Raw genomic sequence first — 20,757 nt, 5'->3', positions numbered from 1 at the left:
TTTTATATAGGCTAATAGGAAGTTGATTGGTTCGGCAGCTTGTGATTTGAAAGGATATCTGCGATGCGTTCCGCAGCGTGACCATCACCATAAGGCGTGTGAGCACGACTCATGGCTTGATAAACCGCAGGATCACAAAGCAGGCGCTGGGTTTCAGCGAAGATCCTATCTTCATCCGTACCCACGAGCTTGACGGTTCCAGCCTGCAAAGCCTCCGGCCTCTCGGTGGTATCCCTCATAACCAGCACCGGCTTTCCCAGAGAAGGAGCTTCTTCCTGAATTCCGCCAGAATCCGTCAGTATCAAAAAAGCACGCTGCATCAAGTAAACAAAAGGAAGGTAGTCCACCGGTTCAATCACATGCACGTTTCGATATTTCATTCCACCCAAGATGCGCTGCACAGGTTCGAGTACATTAGGATTCAGATGTACAGGATAAAGAATCTCAACATCAGGATTGGCAAGTGCGATTTCAGCAAGCGCCTTACAGATCGCTTCGAACCCCCTGCCGAAATTCTCTCTGCGGTGCCCCGTGACGAGAATCAGCCGCTTATTGGGATCCAAAAAGGAGAACCGCTTTTTGAGTTCCTGACTCAGGCGGTTATCTGATCGCAATCGCTCACTGATGATGAAAAGCGAATCGATAACCGTGTTTCCCGTCACATGGACAGCGTCCGGCGAGACACCTTCTTTAATAAGGTTGGATTTCGCGAGATCGGTCGGGGTGAAATGTATATCTGCAAGGGCACCGGTTACTTTACGGTTTATCTCTTCAGGGAAGGGGGCAAACTTGTTGCCAGTACGAAGACCGGCCTCGATGTGCCCTACCGGAATGCGATAGTAATACGCGGCAAGCGAGGCCGCCATCGTAGTGGTGGTGTCCCCGTGAACGAGTATGATTTCGGGCCTTTCAATCTGAATCACCCGCTTCAGTTCATGTAAAATGTTGCACGTCACATCAAACAGATCCTGCCCCGGCTTCATTATATTGAGATCGTAGTCGGGAGTGATGTCAAAAAGTTCAAGTACTTGATCAAGCATTTGGCGATGCTGAGCCGTGACACACACTGTGGTAGAAAAACTATTCGGGCGCCCCTTTAGCTCCTTGATGACTGGCGCCATCTTTATAGCTTCTGGTCGAGTGCCGAAAACCAGTAATACCTTGCACATCAATAGCCCCCATTTACCAGAACCGTTGTACAGCAAGTTCACACCTAAAATTCAGACGACGAATACTTATGTGTCCGTTGCAAGTCATGCCAGTTGTTTCTATACCAACAGCGCCGCACGTTAAAAAACGAAGGCACTCAGAAAGACTTTAACCATCTAATCGGGCTGAGGGGTCCCTCTCCTTATTTACCTGCTGCAATGGCCACGCCAGCGGTCATGGCTACGTTGCCGAGGATTTGGGTTATCTCCTTCACGGTTCTAAGCCACGCTGTCTTCTCGTACTGGCGCGGCACGATGATGGTGTCGCCGGAGTCGAGTGATTTCCCCCAGAAGGAGTTGTAGAACAGGAACTTCCCTGAGTTCGCCTGGCTCACGACGGTGCCGTCCACCTTGACCACGTATATTTCGCTGGTATCGGCGTCGCCGGTCGGTCCGCCCACCTGATGCAGGTACCATTCAACGTCGCGCCCCTGCTGGCTGACTACGGTGCTCTGGTTGTAGACGTTGCCGATCACGTTGACGCCGCCGGGGTCGCTGGGAACGGTCAATTGATCGCCCCCCTGCAGTTCCAGGTCGTAAGGGCCTCCCTTCAGTTCGTCCATAGAGGCGATCTCCATGAGTACGCGCCCTTCCGCCTTTCTTGTTTTAAGAATCTCCACGGTGCGCGTTAGACCTTCCAAGGTAGTCTTGGCGGCGGAAACCTCCTCGGCAGAGGCGGCGGTCTGAGCCATGTTGGTCTGCAGGTGTATGATGTCTTCCTGGGCCTTCTGCAGTGCTTCGTCCATACGCTGCTGCTGCAGTTTCCGTACGTTCTCCCTCGTGAATCTCGCCCCTTTGAGATAGGCGAGATTCGAGAAGCCGCCCGCCCTTGCGATGACAGAGGAGAGACGCTCTCCTTTGTAGATCGGGTAGGTCCCGGGGAAGACGAATTCGCCGCTCAGAGTGACGTAGCGGTCGGTGGCGTCCGCCCAATTGGGGATGCGCCTTACGGTAAGCTCGTCCAGGGGCTGCAGTTTGATGTTTGCATCCCCTCCCTTGAGGGCCGCTTCGAGATCGACGGGCAGGACGATGGTGACGACACGCGAGTCGGCACGCTTGACCCTCACGATCTCAGCGTTTTTGAGGTAGGCGCTCAGCTTCACGTTGCCGGCCTGCATGATCAGATCGCGCACGGTCATGTTCTCGAGATAGCGGAACTGCCCCGGTCGCAGCACCTCACCGCTCACCTGGACGAAGGGGACTTCCTCCATCTCGGTACGCGAGAAGATCTTCACACGGTCGAACTCCTTCAGCTCGACGTCGTAATCGGGCTCTCCGTTGAGCGCGCGGGTCACGTTGAAGAAGATGATTTCAGGGTGCAGGTCGGGGGGGAACAAACGGGTTATCTGCCCGGCGGCGGCATGGTATTCGGGCAGCAGGTTGTCCCCCTTCAGCAGGGAGCTGACACGCATGCCGGGCTTGAGAGCGTAATCACCGGGGCGCAGCACATGCCCTTCGAGCCGCGCGTACCCACGCAGGACTGTGTCGATGGACAGGACCTTGACCAGGTCCAGGTCCTGCAGCTTGATGCCGGCAGTCGCCTCCTCGATGCTCTTACCGGGCTCGAGGCTTATCTCGGTCACCATCTTCTTGTCGTGCGCCTGCACCCGGTACATCTGGAGCCGCTGCAGGTAACCGGTGGCGTTGATCCCGCCACAAAGCCCAAGCAGATCCTTCAGGCTGCTTTCTCCCTTGAGCTCGTAGATGCCCGGGCGACGGACGTTGCCGGCAACGCCAGCAACCTTGCCGATCACCGGGACCAACACGGTGTCGCCCGGCTGCAGTCGGACGGCTTTGCCCTGGTCCCCCTTCAGGAAGAAATCGTAGAGGTCGACCGTCTCGACGACGGTGCCGTTTCTGTTTATCTTGATGTTCCTGAGGCTGCCGTTTTTGGTCGGGCCGCCGGCCGCCGCCAACGCGTTGATGATGGTGGAAAGCGAACTCACGTTGTATTCGCCCGGTGCGGCCACTTCGCCTACGATGTAGACCTTGATGACCCTGAGCCGCCCCATGTTGACGTTGACATGGAAGTCCTTAAAGATGCGCGCGAGCGTGTTCTTCAGCAGCGCAGGTACTTGGCCGAAGGTCTGCCCCGCCACCTTTACCGCTCCCACCTTGGGAAGGACGATCTCGCCACTGCGGTTGACCTCCAGTTCCCAAGTCCCGTCAATGCTCCCCCAGAGGGTGACGATCAGACGGTCGCCAGGGCCTACCACGTAGTCCGGGCCGACTGGGATGTCCATCTGTGCGGAAAGGGGATCGCTCATTTCGGGACGGAAGAAGTTGTACCCGAACTGGGTAAGGGTGGTCCCTCCGTAAGGCTGTGAGAGGGAGTTCTCCGCGGTAACCGGGTCCTCTCCCATCGCCTTTTCCAGCACGGAAGGTTCTGCGGGCACTACCGGCTGCTGGACGGCCTGCTGAAGAGGCTGTCTTCCCTGTTCCTGGTCGTACTGCTGGGGCTGCTTGTTCAGGCCTGCAGGAGCTTGATTGCCGCTTTGTCCCTGGAGACCGTGCTGGGCGCCGGGTTGCCCCGGCACGGTGCCTTGCACGCTTCCCTGCCCCGGTACCGACGACTGCCCCCTTGCCGTTCCAGTGTTCTGACCGGCAGGTTGCACCTGCCCGGAAACCGGCTTCGCGCCGTAGGTCTGCATCTGAAAATTGGATTGGGGCTGCGTGTATGGCTGCGTTTGCCCGGTCGTCTGTTGCTGGGACGGATATTGGGAATAAGAGGTCGCAGCGTTTTGATCCGTCTGTGCGGGGATCGTGAAGTAACTGGAGGTGACCGGCGCAGGCGCGGTTGCCGAGGTGCCGGAGTAGTACGTACTCCCCTGAGAAGTGCTGTCGTAGGTACTTGCGGAATGTGAGGTGGTGACGGTGAGCAGGAACAGCGCAGCAGCGAACAGCAGTATTTTTTTCATGCCTTCGAGAACCTCGTAAAAGTAGCTTGGCGCGGAAGGTACAACGGACAGATAAGGCGGGTATCCCTGCATCGACGCCGACAGCTGAGTGTGCTAACGTTTCACGCTCCTGGGACTGGGACGACCAATCAGAATGAGCTAATGATCAGACGCTACGGTATAGCACTTATGAGGGGCTATGTAAATTCAAAAAACCCTCATGTGAGTCAATCCCAACACGCATGTGCACCGGCTGGATGCCAGCAGGTTCCATGCCACAGCACCACTCGCCACCCATGCAAACACACTATCTTGGCGCTTCTGGTCGCTTCAGTTTTTGTTATAAATGGTATTGTTCTTTAATTCTGCAAGAATGGGGAAACAACAGCAATTGTATCGACAAAAAATAAAAAGGGAAGCAGCAGGGCATTTGACAGTTTGAGAGGGCAATTTGAAACGGTGTGACAGTAATGAGCGTCAAAATAAAAAAGGAATGTCTGTTTTTTGACATTCCTTTTGTGTGTTCATTTCGATCTAATCGATCTAAATTTGCGTCAGATCATACATAATATCTCGAAGTGACCGTCTCCCATGTCCCCTGTGCCTTAAGGATGAGATCGCACACCTCGCGCACCGCGCCCCAGCCTCCACGGTTCTTGGCGACGAAGTGGGCGAAGGGAAGGACCTCGGGCACCGCGTCGGCGGGGGCGGCGGCAAAGCCTACCCTCTTCAGCAGCGGGATGTCGATGACGTCGTCCCCCATGAAGGCGACTTCCTCGTCGGACACTCCGGTGGCCTCGAGCATCTGGCGGTAAGGGACCAGTTTGTCCAGCGACTTCTGGTACACCTGGCCGATGCCGAGTTCGACGGCGCGGTTGTACACCACCTGGGACTCGCGCCCGGAGATGATGCCGACTTCTATGCCGGAGCGCTGCAGCATCTTGATGCCGTGGCCGTCTTTTACGTTGAAGAACTTGCTCTCAACGCCGTTGGAGTCGAAGATGATGCGTCCGTCGGTGAGGACGCCGTCCACGTCGAGAATGAGGAGCTTGATCTTTTTCAGTCTATCTTCCATGAGAACCTCTCAGACAAAAGCAGTTTAACAGGGATGAAGGGGATAAAACCTGAAAGCAAAACGATTTATAACGCAAAGACGCAAAGGCGCAAAGTAAACCTACACCCGAAAGGCTTTTTTGGGGTTAAACCAAAATCTTGTGTCTTTTGTCTTTCTTTGCGTCTTCGCGGCTTTGCGTGAGTAAAGGTTTTAAGCTATCCCGGCCTTGAGGAGATCGTGCAGATGCACAATGCCTACGGGCTTGGCATCTTTGTCGTCGGCAAACACGAAGAGGGACGTGATGGAATATTGTTCCATCTGCTGCAAAGCACGGGCGGCCAACTCGTCGCGGCGGATCCGCTTGGGCCCTGCCTTCATCAGGTCGGAGGCAGGGAGGTTGATGATGTCGAGCCCTTTGCCTAAGGCGCGACGCAGATCGCCGTCGGTGATGACTCCGATCAGCGCTCCGTCGGCGGAAGTGACGCCGGTGATGCCAAGCCCTTTGGAGGTGATGGTGAAGAGCGCCTCGCGCATCAGCGTGTCGGCGGAGACGAGCGGAAGCCCTTCGCCGGTGTGCATGATGTCCTCGACCTTCAGAAGAAGCCTGCGCCCGAGCGTCCCGCCGGGATGAAACATGGCGAAGTCTTCGGCCCTAAAACCGCGGCTCACCAAAAGCGCTACGGCAATGGCGTCCCCCATGGCAAGGGTTACCGTGGTGGAGGCGGTGGGAGCGAGACCGAGCGGGCAGGCCTCTTCCTTCACGGATATGTCGAGGAAGATGTCGCCGCTTTTCGCGAGGGTGGAGTTCGGATTGCCGGCCATGGCGATGAGCGACGCGCCCAGGCGCTTGATGATCGGGAGGATGCGCACCACCTCGTCGGTTTCACCGGAGTTGGAGATGGCGATCACCACGTCCCCCTTCATGATCATGCCGAGGTCGCCGTGGATCCCTTCCGCGGGATGCAGGAAGAAGGCGGGGGTGCCGGTGGAGGCCATGGTGGAGGCGATTTTCTGGCCGATGAGGCCGGACTTGCCCATACCGGTGACGACGACGCGTCCCTGGGTGTTGAGTATCATCTGCACGGCCTGTTCGAAGGCCTGGTCGATGGAGGACTCGAGGTTCAAAAGCGCCTCTGCCTCGACGCGGATCACCCTCTTCGCTTCTTCTAATATCAAAATGGACTCCTTAAAGCTGAAACCTAAATCACTGTCGCGCAAAGACGTAAAGGTGTAAAGAAAACCTCAAAAACAATTTAACAGGGATGAAGGGGATGAAAGGGATAAACCGGAACAAAGACAACCTCTTGTCACGCAAAGACGCAAAGTCGCAAAGAGAACCTAAAAGCAATTTAACAGTGAAACCTAAAGACAAAGATTTTGGGTTTAAACCAAATGCTTGCCTGTTTGTCTTTCTTTGCGCCTTTGCGTCTTTGCGTGAAAAAAGGTTCTAAGCCTTTATCCCATTCATCCCCTTCATCCCTGTTTGAGTCGGTTTTCGGTTTTACTGTTTCACGATGGCGTCGATCGCCTTCAGCTTCTTCAGAAGCACCGGCAGGTCGTCTAGACGAACGGAGTTCGGTCCGTCGCAAAGGGCCTGCTCGGGCTCTTCGTGCACTTCCATGAAGACGCCGTCCACTCCGGCGGCGACGGCGGCCCGGGAGAGAAACTCCACATACTCGCGCTGACCGCCGGACGAGGTCCCCTCGCCTCCCGGAAGCTGGACGCTGTGGGTGGCGTCGAAAATGACCGGGAAGCCGGTGGAGCGCATGATCGGGAAGCTGCGCATGTCGACGACGAGGTTGTTGTAGCCGAAGGATGCGCCGCGCTCGGTGAGGATGATGTTGTCGTTCTCGCAGGAGCGAAGTTTGCCGACGACGTTTTTCATGTCCCACGGGGCTAAGAACTGCCCTTTCTTCACGTTGATCACCTTGCCGGTGTTGGCCGCGGCGACCAGGAGGTCGGTCTGGCGGCAGAGAAAGGCGGGGATCTGCAGCACGTCGAGGACGTCGGCGGCCGGCTCAACCTGTTCTATGGAATGGATGTCGGAGAGCACGGGGACGCCGAGGGATTCCTTCACCTTGGCGAGGATCCTGAGACCTTCGGTCATCCCGGGGCCGCGGAAGGCGGTGACCGAGGTGCGGTTCGCCTTGTCGTAGGAGGCCTTGAAGATGAGCGGGATGCCTACGCCGTTGCAGATGCTCATGAGGCGTTCGGCGTGGCGCAGCGTCGCGGCTTCGTTCTCGATGACGCACGGCCCGGCTACCAGCACGAGCGGCCTGTTGCCACCAATCTTTATGTCACCTACAGCGATCTCACGAATCATAACTTCTCCTATAACCTTACAAAAACGATGTCACGCCAAGTCGCAAAGCCGCGAAGAAAGTCAAAGGCAGAACCATTTTAACAGGGATGAAGGGGATAAAAGGGATAAAAACTGAACCAAGGCATAAAATCTTTGTCACACAAGGACGCAAAGTCGCAAAGAGAGACAGAGACAAAATATTAACAGGGATGAAGGGGGTTAATGGGTAAAACCTGAAACCAAAACTATTTGTAACGCAAAGACGCAAAGTCGCAAAGTAAACCTAACCCGAAAGGCTTTTTGGGGTTAAACCAAAGTCTTTTCTTCTGTTGTGCTTGTCTTTGCGTCTTTGCGGCTTTGCGTGAGTAAAGGTTTAAGCTTTTATCCCGTGCATCCCCTTCATCCCTGTATGAATCGGTTTTAGCCTTTGCGTGCCCTCGTTGCGCCGATGAAGGCCTTGAAGAGCGGGTGCGGGTTGAGCGGCTTGGACTTGAATTCCGGGTGGAACTGGCACCCCAGGAACCACGGATGGTCAGGGAGCTCGATGATCTCAACCAGGTTCCCTTCCTTGTACACGCCGGAGATGATCATACCCTTCTCCTCGAGTGCGGCCCGGAAGGTGTTGTTGAACTCGTAACGATGACGGTGCCGCTCGGAGATCTCGGTGGCGCCGTAGGCCTTCTGCGCGAAGGTCCCCTTGACGAGCGAGCAGGGGTACGCGCCAAGGCGCATGGTGCCACCCTTCTTGTCGACCCCCTTCTGCTCTTCCATGAGGTGGATCACCGGGCTCTTGCACGCCGGCTTGAACTCGCTGGAGAAGGCTTCGGGAAGCCCGCAGACGTTGCGCCCGAACTCGACGGCCGCCATCTGCATGCCGAGGCAGATGCCGAAGAAGGGAACCTTGTTGACGCGGGCGTACTCGATCGCCTTGATCTTCCCTTCGGTGCCGCGCTCGCCGAAACCGCCGGGAACGAGGATGCCGTCCACGCCGGCAAGGAACTTGTCCGCCCCCTCTTCCTCGATCTTCTCGGAGTCGAGGTAGACCAGGTTGACGCGGCAGTCGTTGGCGATGCCGCCGTGGGTGAGCGCCTCGGAAAGCGACTTGTAGGATTCCTTCAGGTCGACGTACTTGCCGACCACGGCGATGCTGACCTCGCCGCAGGCGGGGTTGGTGAGCTTGGAAACCACCTGCTGCCAGTGCGACAGGTCCGGCGCCTTGGTCCAGATGTTGAGCTTCTCGACGACCTGGTCGTCCAGCCCCTCGAGGTTCAGCGCGAGCGGCACGGCGTAGATGTGCTCGGCGTCGCGGGAGGTGATGACGGCCTTCTCCTCGACGTTGCAGAAGAGAGCGATCTTCGCCTTCATGTCCTGGGGGAGTTCCTGCTCGCAGCGGCACAGGAGGATGTCCGGCTGGATGCCGATCTCGCGCAGTTCCTTGACCGAGTGCTGGGTCGGCTTGGTCTTCAGCTCCCCTGCGGTCCTGATGTAGGGGACCAGGGTCACGTGCAGGTAAAGGACGTTGCCGGGGCCGCGGTCGCTTTTCAGCTGGCGGATCGCTTCGAGGAAGGGAAGCGATTCGATGTCGCCCACGGTGCCGCCGATCTCGACGATGGCGATGTCGCTCCCCTTCGCGTTCTCGAGGATGTTCGCCTTGATCTGGTCGGTGATGTGCGGGATGACCTGGACGGTGCCCCCCAGGTAGTCGCCGCGGCGCTCCTTCTCGATGACCGAGAAGTAGACCTGACCCGTGGTGAAGTTGCTCTTCTTGGAGAGCTTGCTGGAGGTGTAGCGCTCGTAGTGACCGAGGTCGAGGTCGGTCTCGGCGCCGTCGTCGGTCACGAAGACCTCGCCGTGCTGGAACGGCGACATGGTGCCGGGGTCGACGTTGATGTACGGATCGAGCTTCTGGATGGTGACCCTAAGGCCCCTCGCCTCGAGCAGAGCGCCCAAAGAAGCGGCGGCGAGTCCCTTACCTATGGAGGAGACAACGCCGCCGGTTACAAAGATGAATTTTGTCTTCACTGAAAAAACCTCCGCAAACTAGAAACTGTTCTACGTTCTACGTTCTACGTTCTACGTTACCACCATCATGAGCGGCAACGACGAATTTCGAATCGGAACAGAGAACTTATACAAATTTTATGACCGCTCTACGTTCTATGTTCCATGTTCTTAGCGAAACAACACACGCAAAAGCACTGGGCCTGCGGTTGCTGTTTTTCAACTTAGAACGTAGAACATAGAACGTAGAACGTTTTTTATCCTTTAAGCTTGGCCAGCACCTTCTCGAGGTCGGCGGGGGTGTCCACGCCGATCGACTCGAACTCGGTCTCGACGACCTTGATGCGATAGCCGTTTTCCAGTACGCGCAACTGCTCGAGCTTCTCGGCCATCTCCAGATAGCTCGGCGGAAGCGCGGCGAACACCGGGAGAAACTCCCTGCGGTAGACGTAGAGGCCTACGTGCTTGTAGCACAAAAGCTTGCCGCAGCAGAAGGCGTCGTCCTTGAGGTCGTTCCACTTGTCCCGGAAAAAAGGAAGCGGCGAACGCGAGAAGTAGAGCACGTTCCCCTTCGGATCGGAAACCACCTTCACCACGTTCGGGGAGAGGAAGTCGTGCAGGGTCCTGATGCGGCACTTGAGGGTCGCCATCGGGATCGTGGCATCCTCGAGCATCGGCTCGATGGCCTGGTCGATCATCGCGGGATCGATGAGGGGTTCGTCCCCCTGCACGTTCACGATGATGTCGGCATCAAGCCTTCCCGCAACCTCGGCCAGGCGGTCCGTCCCGGTCTCATGCTCAACCGAGGTCATCTCCACCCTGCCGCCGAAGTTCCGCACTGCCTGGGCGATACGCTCGTCGTCGGTCGCGACGATCACCTCGGAAACGAGCTTCGCCTTGGAGGCGCGCTCATATACATGCTGCACCATGGGCCGCCCCATGATGTCCGCCAATGCCTTACCCTCAAAACGCGTAGAAGCATACCTGGCGGGAATTACCGCGGTTATTTTCATTTGGCGTCTCAATACGGACCGAACCGGCGTGGCCGGGCCTCAAGTCCTGGTTGCGGTTGTGTTGTGGTGATTTGTACTGGCTGGCTTGCTGCTTGTAGCCGGTGGAGCGCAGCCTGAACTGCCGGCTCCGTCCCTTTGTCTGGCGGGACGAAACAAGTTACATCAAAAGAAAGGTTCGTGTCAAGGAGTGAATCAGAGGGATGTACTAAGCTTATCGGCCCACGAGAAGGTCTCCAACTGTGCGGTAAGAAGCTGATCAAGGGAGAGTTCGCAGATCTCCAACTGCTCGTTGACTGCGGGGAAATCGGCCTGTTCCAGAAGCTCGGCAAGTGCTAGCAGCGCACCCAGATCGCCGTCTTTGTGTAAGAGCGCACTCTTCACGCTGTCCACCAGATTGAGCTTCCCGATGAGCTCCGCCATGGAATCTTCGAAGAGAACGTCTATGAGAGAGAGAATCCCGACCATGAAGGCCTGGTCGGCAAGTTCGCCTGCGGCGCGGCCGTGCGAGGCCAGCATGAGGAGTTCCATGAGCTTGCCGCGGGTCGCCGCCATCTCGAGCAGCGGACTCTGCACGCCGTTGCTGTCGCTGTTTGCGTAAAGGGCGAGGGTGATCCAGCGTTTCAGCTGTTCGAGGCCCAAGACGGTGAGGGCGTGGCGCAGCGTCTTGATGCGCACGCGAAGCCCCATGGCGACCGAGTTGACCAGGCGCAAAAGGTTGTAGGTGAGCCCGGGGTTCTGCTTGAAGGTCTCCTCGATTTCCGCCCATTCGGCATCGGCCATCACCTGCTTCATGAGCTGCATCATGGTGATCTTGCCGATGTCGATCTTGTTCTGTCTCAAGACCACCGGGCGCGCGAAGTAGTACCCCTGGAACAGGTCGAAGCCGAGCTGGGAGCAGAACTTGTAGTGATCCGCGTTCTCCACCTTCTCCGCTAGCAGGGTGAGCGGCCAGTTCCTGAACTTGCCGACCATCTCCGCAAGCGAGGTATCAGGGGTCTCCAGGACGTCCACCTTGACGATGTCTATGAGGCGGTAGATGTCGTGAAAGCTCTCCGAGTAGACGTGGTCGTCGAGTGCGAGGGTGAAACCGAGGGATTTGAGGGTGCGGCAGCGTTCGAAGACCTCGGCGTCGGCGACGATGGTCTCCAGCAGTTCGATGACCACGCGGTCCTTCGGGAGAAGTTCCAGCGCGTCGCTCATGAGCACTTCACGGGTGACGTTGAAAAAGCCTTTGTGGCGTCCCAGCACCTCCTGGAAGCCGAACTCGGAGAGGGAGTTCACGATGACGCTCGCGCTCGCCATATGCAGGTCGGAGACGTTGGCCGCGTAGAGGCTCTCCGGGGAGCGGAAAAGCAGTTCGAACCCCACGATCTGCTGCGTCCGGTCCAGTATCGGCTGGCGCCCGAGAAAGAACTTTTCGTCAACCATGTCACTACCTCTGAGAAACGAGTTCTACGTTCTAAGTTCTACGTTCTAAGTTAAAAGCTGAAAGCAAGGTGACAGCAGCTTGATGTCGCAACGTTGCCCATGTAACCAAAGACGCCTTTTAAGGTTGCAACGTAGAACCTAGAACCTAGAACGTAGAACGGTCTTACTGACAGAGCCTAAGCATCTCTCGGCTGATGGAGTCGAGCGGGCGGATGTAGTCGACGCCGCCAAGCTTGATCGCCTCGTTGGGCATCCCGAAGACGATGCAGCTCGCCTCGTCCTGCGCGATGTTCAAGGCTCCCGCCTGCTTCATCTCCAGCATGCCGTGCGCCCCGTCGTCTCCCATGCCGGTCATGATGATCCCGACGGCGTTCTTGCCTGCATAACGCGCGGCGGAACGAAACAGCACGTCCACCGACGGACGGTGCCTGGAGACGAGCGGGCCGTCCTTTATCTCGACGAAATAGCGCGCACCGCTGCGCTTCAAAAGCAGATGATGGTTCCCCGGGGCGATCAGCGCCCGGCCGCGCACCACGGTATCGTTGTTCTCGGCTTCCTTCACCGTGATCCGGCAAAGCCCGTCCAGCCGCTGCGAAAAGGCACGCGTGAACCCCTCGGGCATGTGCTGCACGATGACGATCCCGGGGCAGTCGGCGGGAAGCGACTCGAGAAAGACGCGCAGCGCCTCGGTCCCCCCGGTGGACGCGCCGACCACCACCACCTTCTCGGTGGTCTGCATCATCGCCTGGCTCTTCGGCTTCTCCATGATGACGTCGGCGGTGAGCTTGGGGGCCACCTGATGCGTCACCACCGGGACGCGCCTGAGCCTCGCCTGGCTCGCGGCCTTGACGACGTCGCAGATCCTGACCCGCGACTCCTCCAAAAACGCCTTGGTCCCCAGACGCGGCTTCTGGATGATCTCCACCGCGCCGAACTCGAGCGCCTTAAGCGCGGTCTCCGACCCCTTCTCGGTGAGGCTCGAGCACATCACCACGGGAATCGGGTGCTGGCTCATGATCTTGTGCAGGAAGGTGATGCCGTCCATGCGCGGCATCTCGACGTCGAGGGTGATGACGTCGGGGACCTCGTGCCTGATCCGCTCGGCGGCGATGAACGGGTCGCCCGCCGTCGACATCACCTCGATCTGCGGGTCCGAGGAGAGGATGTCGGCGAGCGTCTGGCGCACCACGGCCGAGTCGTCAACGATGAGCACTTTTATCTTTTTGGGCATCCAGCACCCCCCGATCGGTTCAGCCTTTTGAGAAAAACGGCGCCGGTATGGGTATGGAAGATGATCTTCCTCCCCCGCTCGCCGTAAAGGTCCTGGTTCGCCACCTTGATCGACTCCCGTGCGAGCACCGCGAGCGCCGTCTCGGCGTTCTGCCTCCCGACGCCCCGCCCCCGGCCGCGCCCCTGGAACATGTCGGAGCCGCCGAAAACCTTCACCTCGAGCTCCCCGGCAAGCGCCCCCCGCTCCAAAAGCCGCGCCAGCATCTCCCTCAGGGCGCTGTCCATGAACCTGCCGGGATGGGCCACCCCCTCCGCTTCCTTTTCGCGGCAGGTGGGTAGCTGGGCGTGGCAGATCCCCCCCGTTTTCAACCTTTGGCAGAACATGGTGACCGCAACGCAGGAGCCGAGCAGGGTGGTCACCAATAGCGGATGTGAGCTTACCACTATCTGCCCCGGTTTCAGGAAGAAAACCCCTGCCCCCTCCGCGCTCATCGCGGCTTCCGGTACACCGTCGGGTACACGCTGACCAGCGGTACGTCCAGGCCGCTAAGCGTCTCGGAATGCCCCATGAAGATGTAGGCTCCGGACTTCATGTTGCGGTGGAAACGCTGCAGCAGCTTCTCCTGGGTCGGCCGGTCGAAGTAGATGATCACGTTGCGGCAGAAGATGATGTCGAGCGGCTCGCGCATGCCGAAGTCGTCGTCCATGAAGTTCAGGCGGCGGAAATTGACCTTGGCGCGCAACTCCGGCACGATGCGCACCATGCCGCTTGCACGGTCCTTGCTGCGCAAAAGGTACTTCTTCTTGAGCTCGATCGCCACGGGCTCGACCTGGGACTCTGAGTAGATGGCGGTCTTCGCCTTGTCGAGCACGCGGGTCGAGATGTCGGTGGCGAGGATCTTGAAGTCGAAGCCGGGGTTTCGTGCCGCGAACTCGGAAAGCACCATGGCGAGCGTGTACGGCTCTTCGCCCGACGAGCAGCCGGCGCTCCAGATGGCGAGGGTCCCTGTCGGGTGCCGCTTCACCCATTCGGGAAGCACGGTGTGGGTCAGGTAGTGGAAATGGTCGGGCTCGCGGAAGAAATCGGTCTTGTTCGTGGTCACCATGTCCAGCATGGGAACCAGTTCCCTGTCGAGCCCCTCTTGAGAGAAGAGGAAATCACAGTAATCGGTGAAGCTGTGCATGCCGAGGCTTCTGAGCCTCTTCTGCAGGCGCGCCTCCAGCATGGTCTTCTTCACGTCAGGCATCTTGATGCCGCAGGTGTCATAGATAAACCGGCTCAGCCTGCCGAAGTCACGCGCGGAAAGCGACGCGCTCGGCTCGATTCGACCTGGCTCCTCCATCTTCAAAGCCTCCGCTGCGTACATTTTTACCGCTACCTCCTGTCTGCCTTCACTCCTGCGCCGCCTCGGCCGCCTGCACGAGCTGCGGGATGTCGAGGATGAGCGCCACGGTGCCGTCCCCCAGGATGGTGGCGCCCGAGATCCCCTCGGTGTCCTTGTAGGCCCGCCCGAGCGATTTGATCACGGTCTGGTGTTCCCCGATCACGTGATCCACCACGAAACCGACTCTTACCCCGTTCACCTGGGTGATGACGATCTGCTCGATCTCCGGCGGCGCGCCGGGAATCGCGAAATGCTCCCTGAGCGGGATGTAGGGGACCAGTTGGTCGCGTACGTGGGCCAGGTTCCTGCCGTGGGCCGCGGCCACGTCCTCCCGGGTGAGCTCGACGCACTCGTCGACGAGGGCAAGGGGCATCATGAAGGAGTCGTTGCCGATTTTCACCAGGAGGCTCTCGATGATCGCCAGGGTAAGGGGGATCTTCACCGTGATGCGGGTCCCCTCGCCGCGCACGCTGGTGATGTCGATGGAACCGCGCAAGGCCTCGATGGCCCGTTTCACCACGTCCATGCCGACGCCGCGCCCGGAGACCGAGGAGATCGTCTTGGCGGTGGAGAACCCGGGGGCGAAGATCAGGTTGAAGAGCTCCTTCTCGGAGAGCTCGGCCCCGGCCGGGATGATGCCGCGCTCGATCCCCTTGGTCCGGATGGCCTCCTTGTCGAGACCGGCGCCGTCGTCGGCGATGGTGATGAGAACGCTGTCGCCTGAGTGGACGGCGGAAAGGTGCACCGTGCCGCGCTCGGGCTTGCCGGCCGCGACACGCGCCTCGGGAAGCTCGATGCCGTGGTCGATGCTGTTTCTGATCAGGTGCACGAGCGGGTCGTTCAGCTTCTCGATGACCGTCTTGTCGAGCTCGGTCTCGGCCCCTTCCGTGGTCATTTCGATCTGCTTGCCGAGCTCGACGGAGAGGTCGCGCACGAGGCGCTTGAACTTGCTGAAGGTGCTGCCGATGGGGAGCATCCGGATGTTGAGGGCGCTGTCCCTAAGTTCCGCCGTCAGCCGCTCCACTTCCTCGGCGATCGCCATCAGCTCGCCGTCCGCCCGCTGGGCCGCGGTCTGCGACAGGCGCGCCTGCACCGTCACCATCTCGCCCACCAGGTTGACCAAGAGGTCGAGCCGTTCGGCGGGGACGCGGATGCTGGAAGATGCCTCGGCAACCTGTTTCTCCTGCCGGACTTCCTTTATGTGCTGCTGCTCGGCCAGGGCCGCCTGGACCTTCCCTTCGTGCAGGATCCCTTGCGAGATGGCCAGCTCGCCGAAGCGCCTTTGCTGGGAGAGGACGGCCTTCATGTCCTCGCTGCTGATGTCGCCGCGCTCGACGAGGATTTCCCCCAGCCTCTTGTAATCCTGTTGCTCCTCGTAGCGGTTGTGCTCGGCGATCGGCTCGATCTTAAGCTCGCAGTCGTCCTCGACGAAGATGAAGACGTCGCGGATGGCGTTCTCTCCCTGGTCCGTGGTGAGGATGACGTCCCAGTAGACGTAGCAGGATTCCGGGTTCATCTCCTCGAGGCAGGGAAAGCCCGCCGTCTGCGCCACCACGGTGCAGGCGCCCAGTTCCCTCAACTCCGCGATCAGGGTGAGCGGGTTGGTGCCGGAGACGAAGATCTCGCGCGCCGGAGCGAAACGGATCCGGTAGGTCACCTGGTCCTTCTTCGCCTCGTGCACCTCCTCCTTCGGTGCCGCGGCGGCAACCTGCCCCTGGAACCCGGCAAGCTCGCGCAGCCCGACGATGATCTCGGCGCTTGCCTGCAGATCGGTCGCCTCGCCGCTGTCCGCGGCGTCGAGCATGGCCCGGATCTGGTCGCGGGCGGCAAGGGTGAGGTTCACCAGACGTCCGGTGACCTGGAGCTTGCCGTTACGCACCATGTCGAAGATGGTCTCCACCTCGTGGGTGAAGCTTGCGATGTCGTCGAAGCCGAACATCGAGCCGGACCCCTTGATGGTGTGCATGGCGCGGAACACCCTGCCGATCAGGTCCTGATCGTCGGGTCTCTCCTCGAGTTCGAGAAGCGAGCTTTCCAGCTCGGCCAGGAGCTCGTACGCCTCCTCCTTGAATGCCTGCCGGTGTTGGTCGATCATCCTAGCACCTTTTTGACTACCGCCATGAGTTGTTCGGGCTTGAAGGGCTTCACGATCCAGCCGGTGGCGCCCGCCGCCTTCCCTTCCTGCTTCTTCGATTCCTGCGACTCGGTGGTCAGCATGACGATCGGGATGAACTTGCAGCTGGGCAGGGCCCTCGCACCTTTGATGAGCCCGATGCCGTCCAGGTTGGGCATGTTGAGGTCGGTGATCAGCATGTCGACCTTGGTGCCGGCGAGTTTTTGCAGCGCGTCCTTGCCGTCGACCGCCTCGACCACCTCGTATCCCCCCTGCTTCAGGGTGAAGGTCACCATCTGCCTGACGCTCGCGGAATCGTCCGCGGTCATGATTACTTTTGCCATTAGTTATCTCCTCCTACCCAGATACAGCTGCACGCTCGATCGTAGGCGCAACCGGTATGCCTGCGAAATCCTGCCGAGGTCGCCATGTCGCGGAAGGTAGGGTTGCCGCCGTCCGTGATGTGGAATTCCTTGCCGGCCGTTCCCGCGCTGTGGTGGGCGGCACAGAGAAGCTGCAGGCCGGTCAGATCTATTGCCGTGAGTGCGGAGACGTCCACCTGCACCTCGCTTCCACCGGCGAGCGCACCGACGAGCGCCCCCTTGAACTCTCCGGCAACGCCTATGGAGACCTCTCCTGCAACCTTCAGGACCCGGGTTCCGGGATGCGCGGGGTCTTGTCTGCACTCAAACGTCGACTCTTCCATTTTTTCCTCGCTGTTTAGAAAAGTTCCACATTCCCGCCCAGGTCGTCATCCGTCACCGGAGCGGGCGCGGGGGCCGACTGGGTCGGCGGCCGTCTTTCGGAAGCCTGGCCGCTCATCGATTCGTGAATCCTGCGTTCGCTCTGCATGGTGTAACGCTGGGCCAACTGGTCCAGGTTCCCGGTCGATCCGGCGGGTGCTATGATGCGTGCGTCGGCCGCGATGGCGGAGAGCTCCCTGATGGAGACTTCCAGCACGCGGGCCACCTTCTGGTGCACCGTGATCCCGGCGATCACCTGCTCGATCTCGGTGGAAAGGTGCGAGACCCCGTCGTCCATGCTGCCGAGCGAATGCTTCAGGGTATCGTTGACCCGCCTGAGGGACTGTACCAGGGCCGAGAGCTTGTCCACCATCACCTGCACCTCGCTCTCGAGGTTGGAGGCCTCGGCGTTCACCCCCGCGCTCAACCGGTCGGTCACCGAGATGATCCCCTGCAGCGTGTCGGAGACCGCGCCGGTATGGGTGATGGCGTCGATGGACAGACGCTGGATCGCCTCGGCGAGAACGCCTAGCGCGGCCCCCTCGTCGCCGGTGTAGGCCGATTTTATCTGGGCGTTGAGGGCGATCAGCTTGATCTCCTCGCCGATCCTTTCGATGTCGCCGACGAAGGTCGCGATCTCCCCGACCGTCTCAGCCACGGTCGCCATGGCGGCACAAAGCCCCTGGTTCACCCGCGAGCTCTCCATGAGGGCGTCGCTCGCCACCGAGATATCCCGCTCCATATCGGTGAAGAAGCCGCCCCCCGCCTGGTCCGCGATCCCGGCGAGGCCGCTCGTCTGCGTGGAAAGCCCGGACTGCTTGCGCGCCACCTCCCGAAGGCTCTCGATGATGGTGCGCACCGCGGCGTCCAGCTCCTCCGAGGCGTGTCTCAGCTGGGCCACCTGCAGCTCGCAGATGATGGCGGCGGCATCCGCGCCTGCCGAGCCGTCGGAGAGCCCCTGCTTCAGTTCCTCAAGCGACTCCTCCACGTGCTCGATCTGCTGGCGCACGATGTCGTGGGCCTGCATCGACATGACGACATCGCCGATGGAGCGGGAAACCTCGTCGGAAACCGCGGAGATGGTCGCGGCGGAGCTGGAACAGCGGGAGTTGATTTCGGTCAAGGCCTGCAGCCCCGTCCTGGTCCGTCCCAGCACCTCGAGGACCTTGTCGTGCTGCTTGGCGCCCGCCTCGAGCACGCCGGAGAGGGTCTGCGCGATGGCCCTGGCGAGGTCGTCCTTTCTCTTGATGATGAAGGCGGCCTTGTCGTTCACCTGGACCGAGAGTTCGCCGACGTCGCTTGCCAGGGTGTCGAAACCGGCGGCGCTCTGCCCGAGCCGCGCGCTCTCGATCTTGGTCGAGATGCCCAACATGCGCAGCACCTTGTTCACCTTCTTGAAGCCGGAAAGCGGGTCGCCCACCTGGGAGAGAAGGCTCAGGATCTCGCGCAGCGTCTGCGCGCTCTCCTCTATCTCACCCTGGGCCCGGTCCACGTAGCGCCCCATCTGGTCGAGCATGTCGTCCAGGCCGCCCATGGCAGCGGTGACGTGTTCACCCGCCACCTCTCCTACCATCGAGGAGGCGAGTTCCGATATACCGACGCCGCGCTGGTAGAAGTCCTGCAGCCTGCCGCCGATGGCGAGGAATTCGTCTTCCGTCGTCCCGGAAATGACGGCCAGTTCCGCCACGGACTTCTCTAGGGCCGCAGACCACGCCTCGGCGAGCCTCTTCAACTCGGCCTGTTGCTCGTTTATGTCTTTGCCGGCAGATATCATATCGTTCCTTTTAAGCGCTCAACCTGCTCACGCCCGTTCGCTGCGCTCACTTAAGCCGCAAAGTCGCAAAGAAAGTCACAACCAAAATTCAAAAGAATAAACCGTTTAACAGGGATGAAGGGGATGAACGGGATAAAATTTTGGTTTACCCCTGAAAGCCTTGTCTTTCTTTGCGCCTTTGCGGCTTTGCGTGAGAAGGGTTTTACGCTTTTATCCCCTGCATCCCCTGCATCCCTGTTTGAATCGGTTTCAGACCAGTGCCCGGTCTTGATACTTTATCGTCACGTTTTTGTAGATCTTGAAGTCTTTTTCTCATGGGGGGGAAAAGTGCGATGTGCTAATGGAACGGGGGGCAAAGTCGCGCGGGGAAAAACAAAAAGGCGCCCGGTGAGGGGCGCCTTCGGTGTTGCGGGCTGTTTTTGCGGCGGGGTCGACAAGGACGATGCGGCTTATCTCCTGACGAAGATCTCGCGGGCCATGGCCGAGTCTATGGCGAACTCGGAGAAGCCGACCCTGAAGATGTAGGAGGGAAAGGCCTGCAAAAGCGAGATGCGGTTGCCCGGAAGCACCCCCATCGCCATGAGTTTCTGCATCTTCTTGCTGTCCTCGGTCTGGATGTAGGCGATGTCGCCTTCGTCGCCGGGTTTGAGCTCGGTCAGCGGAACGACCCCCAGGTCGCCGCTTTTGCGCGCCTCGTCGCAGCAATCCCCCGGGGGGATCGGCTTGCCGTGCGGGCAGGTCACCGGGTGGTTCAGCATGGCGCACACCTTGCTGTCGACCCCTTCGTTCAGAAGGTGCTCGAACTGGCAGGCCTTCACGTCGCCGCTTTCACCGCGGATGTTGAGGACGTCCATCATGAGACGCTCGGCGAGCCGGTGCCTCCTGATGGTCATGCGCCCCTCCTCGCGCCCCTCCGGACGGAAGTAGATGCGTCCGTCGCGGATCTCGACGAGGGCCCGGGAGGAGAGCTCCTGGTAGGCCGGGTCGGACGCCTCGATCTCCATCCGGTCCAGTTCGGCGTAACCGGTCCCCTTCTCCTCCGACTCGATCCAGAGCGCCTCCAGTATCTCTTCCGCTTTATCACTGAGTTTCATAACATCTCCTTTTACTCCCTCGCTCGAGGGTCATCATCGGCCCACGGGCCTTGCGGCGCCTGCTGGATCTATTTTTTCTTTCCGAACATTTTCTTAAGCCCCTTAACGAGAGCCGGCTCCGGCGGGTTCTCATAATTGCAGCGGGGACATTTTACCATCTTGCAGCCGGATGACATCGGGCAATTCTTGCATCCGACGTTTCCTTCACTTTCCTCGAACTCATGTCCGCAAAATCCGCACCGCATAAAACCTCTAAAGAACGTTCTACGTTCTACGTTCTACGTTAAAAACCAAAGGCCTAAACCGTGTCACGCCAAGACGTAAAGTCGCAAAGAAAGGCTTACAACAAAATCAAAGACAAAAGCGTTTAACAGGGATAAAGGGGATGAACGGGATAAAACCTTGAGACTAAAAGATTTTGGTTTAACCCTAAAAGTCTTGTCTCTCTTTGCGTCTTTGCGTCTTTGCGTGACAAAGGTTTTAAGCCTTTATCCCCTTTATCCCCTTCATCCCTG

16 protein-coding genes are annotated in these 20,757 nt (G+C 59.2%); all 16 read right to left on the bottom strand.

Annotated elements, in window-relative coordinates:
• Positions 1-11 precede the first annotated feature (11 nt).
• Complete coding sequence (wecB, locus tag D6Z24_RS16770; RefSeq protein WP_456237290.1) at positions 12-1,205, bottom strand: non-hydrolyzing UDP-N-acetylglucosamine 2-epimerase; 1,194 nt, start codon at positions 1,203-1,205, stop codon at positions 12-14.
• Positions 1,206-1,351: 146 nt separating this feature from the next.
• Positions 1,352-4,126, bottom strand: coding sequence for an SLBB domain-containing protein (locus D6Z24_RS16765; protein ID WP_129127751.1), 2,775 nt, complete (start codon positions 4,124-4,126; stop codon positions 1,352-1,354).
• 538 nt (positions 4,127-4,664) lie between these two features.
• Positions 4,665-5,180: a KdsC family phosphatase gene (locus D6Z24_RS16760; protein WP_129127750.1), complete on the bottom strand. Its 516-nt coding sequence runs from the start codon at positions 5,178-5,180 to the stop codon at positions 4,665-4,667.
• Positions 5,181-5,369: 189 nt separating this feature from the next.
• Positions 5,370-6,335, bottom strand: a complete 966-nt coding sequence (locus D6Z24_RS16755) for a KpsF/GutQ family sugar-phosphate isomerase (RefSeq protein WP_129127749.1) — start codon at positions 6,333-6,335, stop codon at positions 5,370-5,372.
• A gap of 325 nt (positions 6,336-6,660) precedes the next feature.
• Positions 6,661-7,482, bottom strand: a complete 822-nt coding sequence (gene kdsA, locus D6Z24_RS16750) for a 3-deoxy-8-phosphooctulonate synthase (protein ID WP_129127748.1) — start codon at positions 7,480-7,482, stop codon at positions 6,661-6,663.
• Between the two features lie 399 nt (positions 7,483-7,881).
• Positions 7,882-9,483, bottom strand: a complete 1,602-nt coding sequence (locus tag D6Z24_RS16745) for a CTP synthase (protein WP_129127747.1) — start codon at positions 9,481-9,483, stop codon at positions 7,882-7,884.
• A gap of 236 nt (positions 9,484-9,719) precedes the next feature.
• Positions 9,720-10,475, bottom strand: coding sequence for a 3-deoxy-manno-octulosonate cytidylyltransferase (gene kdsB, locus D6Z24_RS16740; RefSeq protein ID WP_129127746.1), 756 nt, complete (start codon positions 10,473-10,475; stop codon positions 9,720-9,722).
• Positions 10,476-10,667: 192 nt separating this feature from the next.
• On the bottom strand, positions 10,668-11,903 hold the full coding sequence (locus D6Z24_RS16735; protein WP_129127745.1) for an EAL and HDOD domain-containing protein: 1,236 nt from the start codon (positions 11,901-11,903) through the stop codon (positions 10,668-10,670).
• Between the two features lie 163 nt (positions 11,904-12,066).
• Complete coding sequence (locus D6Z24_RS16730) at positions 12,067-13,134, bottom strand: protein-glutamate methylesterase/protein-glutamine glutaminase (protein ID WP_129127744.1); 1,068 nt, start codon at positions 13,132-13,134, stop codon at positions 12,067-12,069.
• Positions 13,119-13,625 carry a chemotaxis protein CheD gene (locus D6Z24_RS16725; protein ID WP_129127743.1) on the bottom strand — a complete coding sequence of 169 codons (507 nt, stop codon included), beginning with the start codon at positions 13,623-13,625 and terminating at the stop codon, positions 13,119-13,121. Before D6Z24_RS16725 ends, D6Z24_RS16730 begins: the two co-directional genes overlap by 16 nt.
• Entirely contained in the window at positions 13,622-14,500 is an 879-nt protein-coding gene (locus D6Z24_RS16720; protein ID WP_129127742.1) for a CheR family methyltransferase, read from the bottom strand. The genes D6Z24_RS16725 and D6Z24_RS16720 overlap by 4 nt, the downstream gene beginning before the upstream one ends.
• Before the next feature lie 25 nt (positions 14,501-14,525).
• Entirely contained in the window at positions 14,526-16,613 is a 2,088-nt protein-coding gene (locus D6Z24_RS16715) for a chemotaxis protein CheA (RefSeq protein ID WP_129127741.1), read from the bottom strand.
• Entirely contained in the window at positions 16,610-16,975 is a 366-nt protein-coding gene (locus tag D6Z24_RS16710; protein ID WP_129127740.1) for a response regulator, read from the bottom strand. Before D6Z24_RS16710 ends, D6Z24_RS16715 begins: the two co-directional genes overlap by 4 nt.
• Positions 16,975-17,337 carry an STAS domain-containing protein gene (locus D6Z24_RS16705; RefSeq protein ID WP_129127739.1) on the bottom strand — a complete coding sequence of 121 codons (363 nt, stop codon included), beginning with the start codon at positions 17,335-17,337 and terminating at the stop codon, positions 16,975-16,977. Before D6Z24_RS16705 ends, D6Z24_RS16710 begins: the two co-directional genes overlap by 1 nt.
• 14 nt (positions 17,338-17,351) lie before the next feature.
• On the bottom strand, positions 17,352-19,148 hold the full coding sequence (locus D6Z24_RS16700; RefSeq protein ID WP_129127738.1) for a methyl-accepting chemotaxis protein: 1,797 nt from the start codon (positions 19,146-19,148) through the stop codon (positions 17,352-17,354).
• A gap of 449 nt (positions 19,149-19,597) precedes the next feature.
• On the bottom strand, positions 19,598-20,242 hold the full coding sequence (locus D6Z24_RS16695) for a metal-dependent transcriptional regulator (RefSeq protein ID WP_129127737.1): 645 nt from the start codon (positions 20,240-20,242) through the stop codon (positions 19,598-19,600).
• Positions 20,243-20,757 lie beyond the last annotated feature (515 nt).

The sequence above is a fragment of the Geomonas oryzae genome, assembly GCF_004117875.1.
GTDB lineage: Bacteria > Desulfobacterota > Desulfuromonadia > Geobacterales > Geobacteraceae > Geomonas > Geomonas oryzae.
This window is presented reverse-complemented; position numbering and strand designations above follow the sequence as displayed.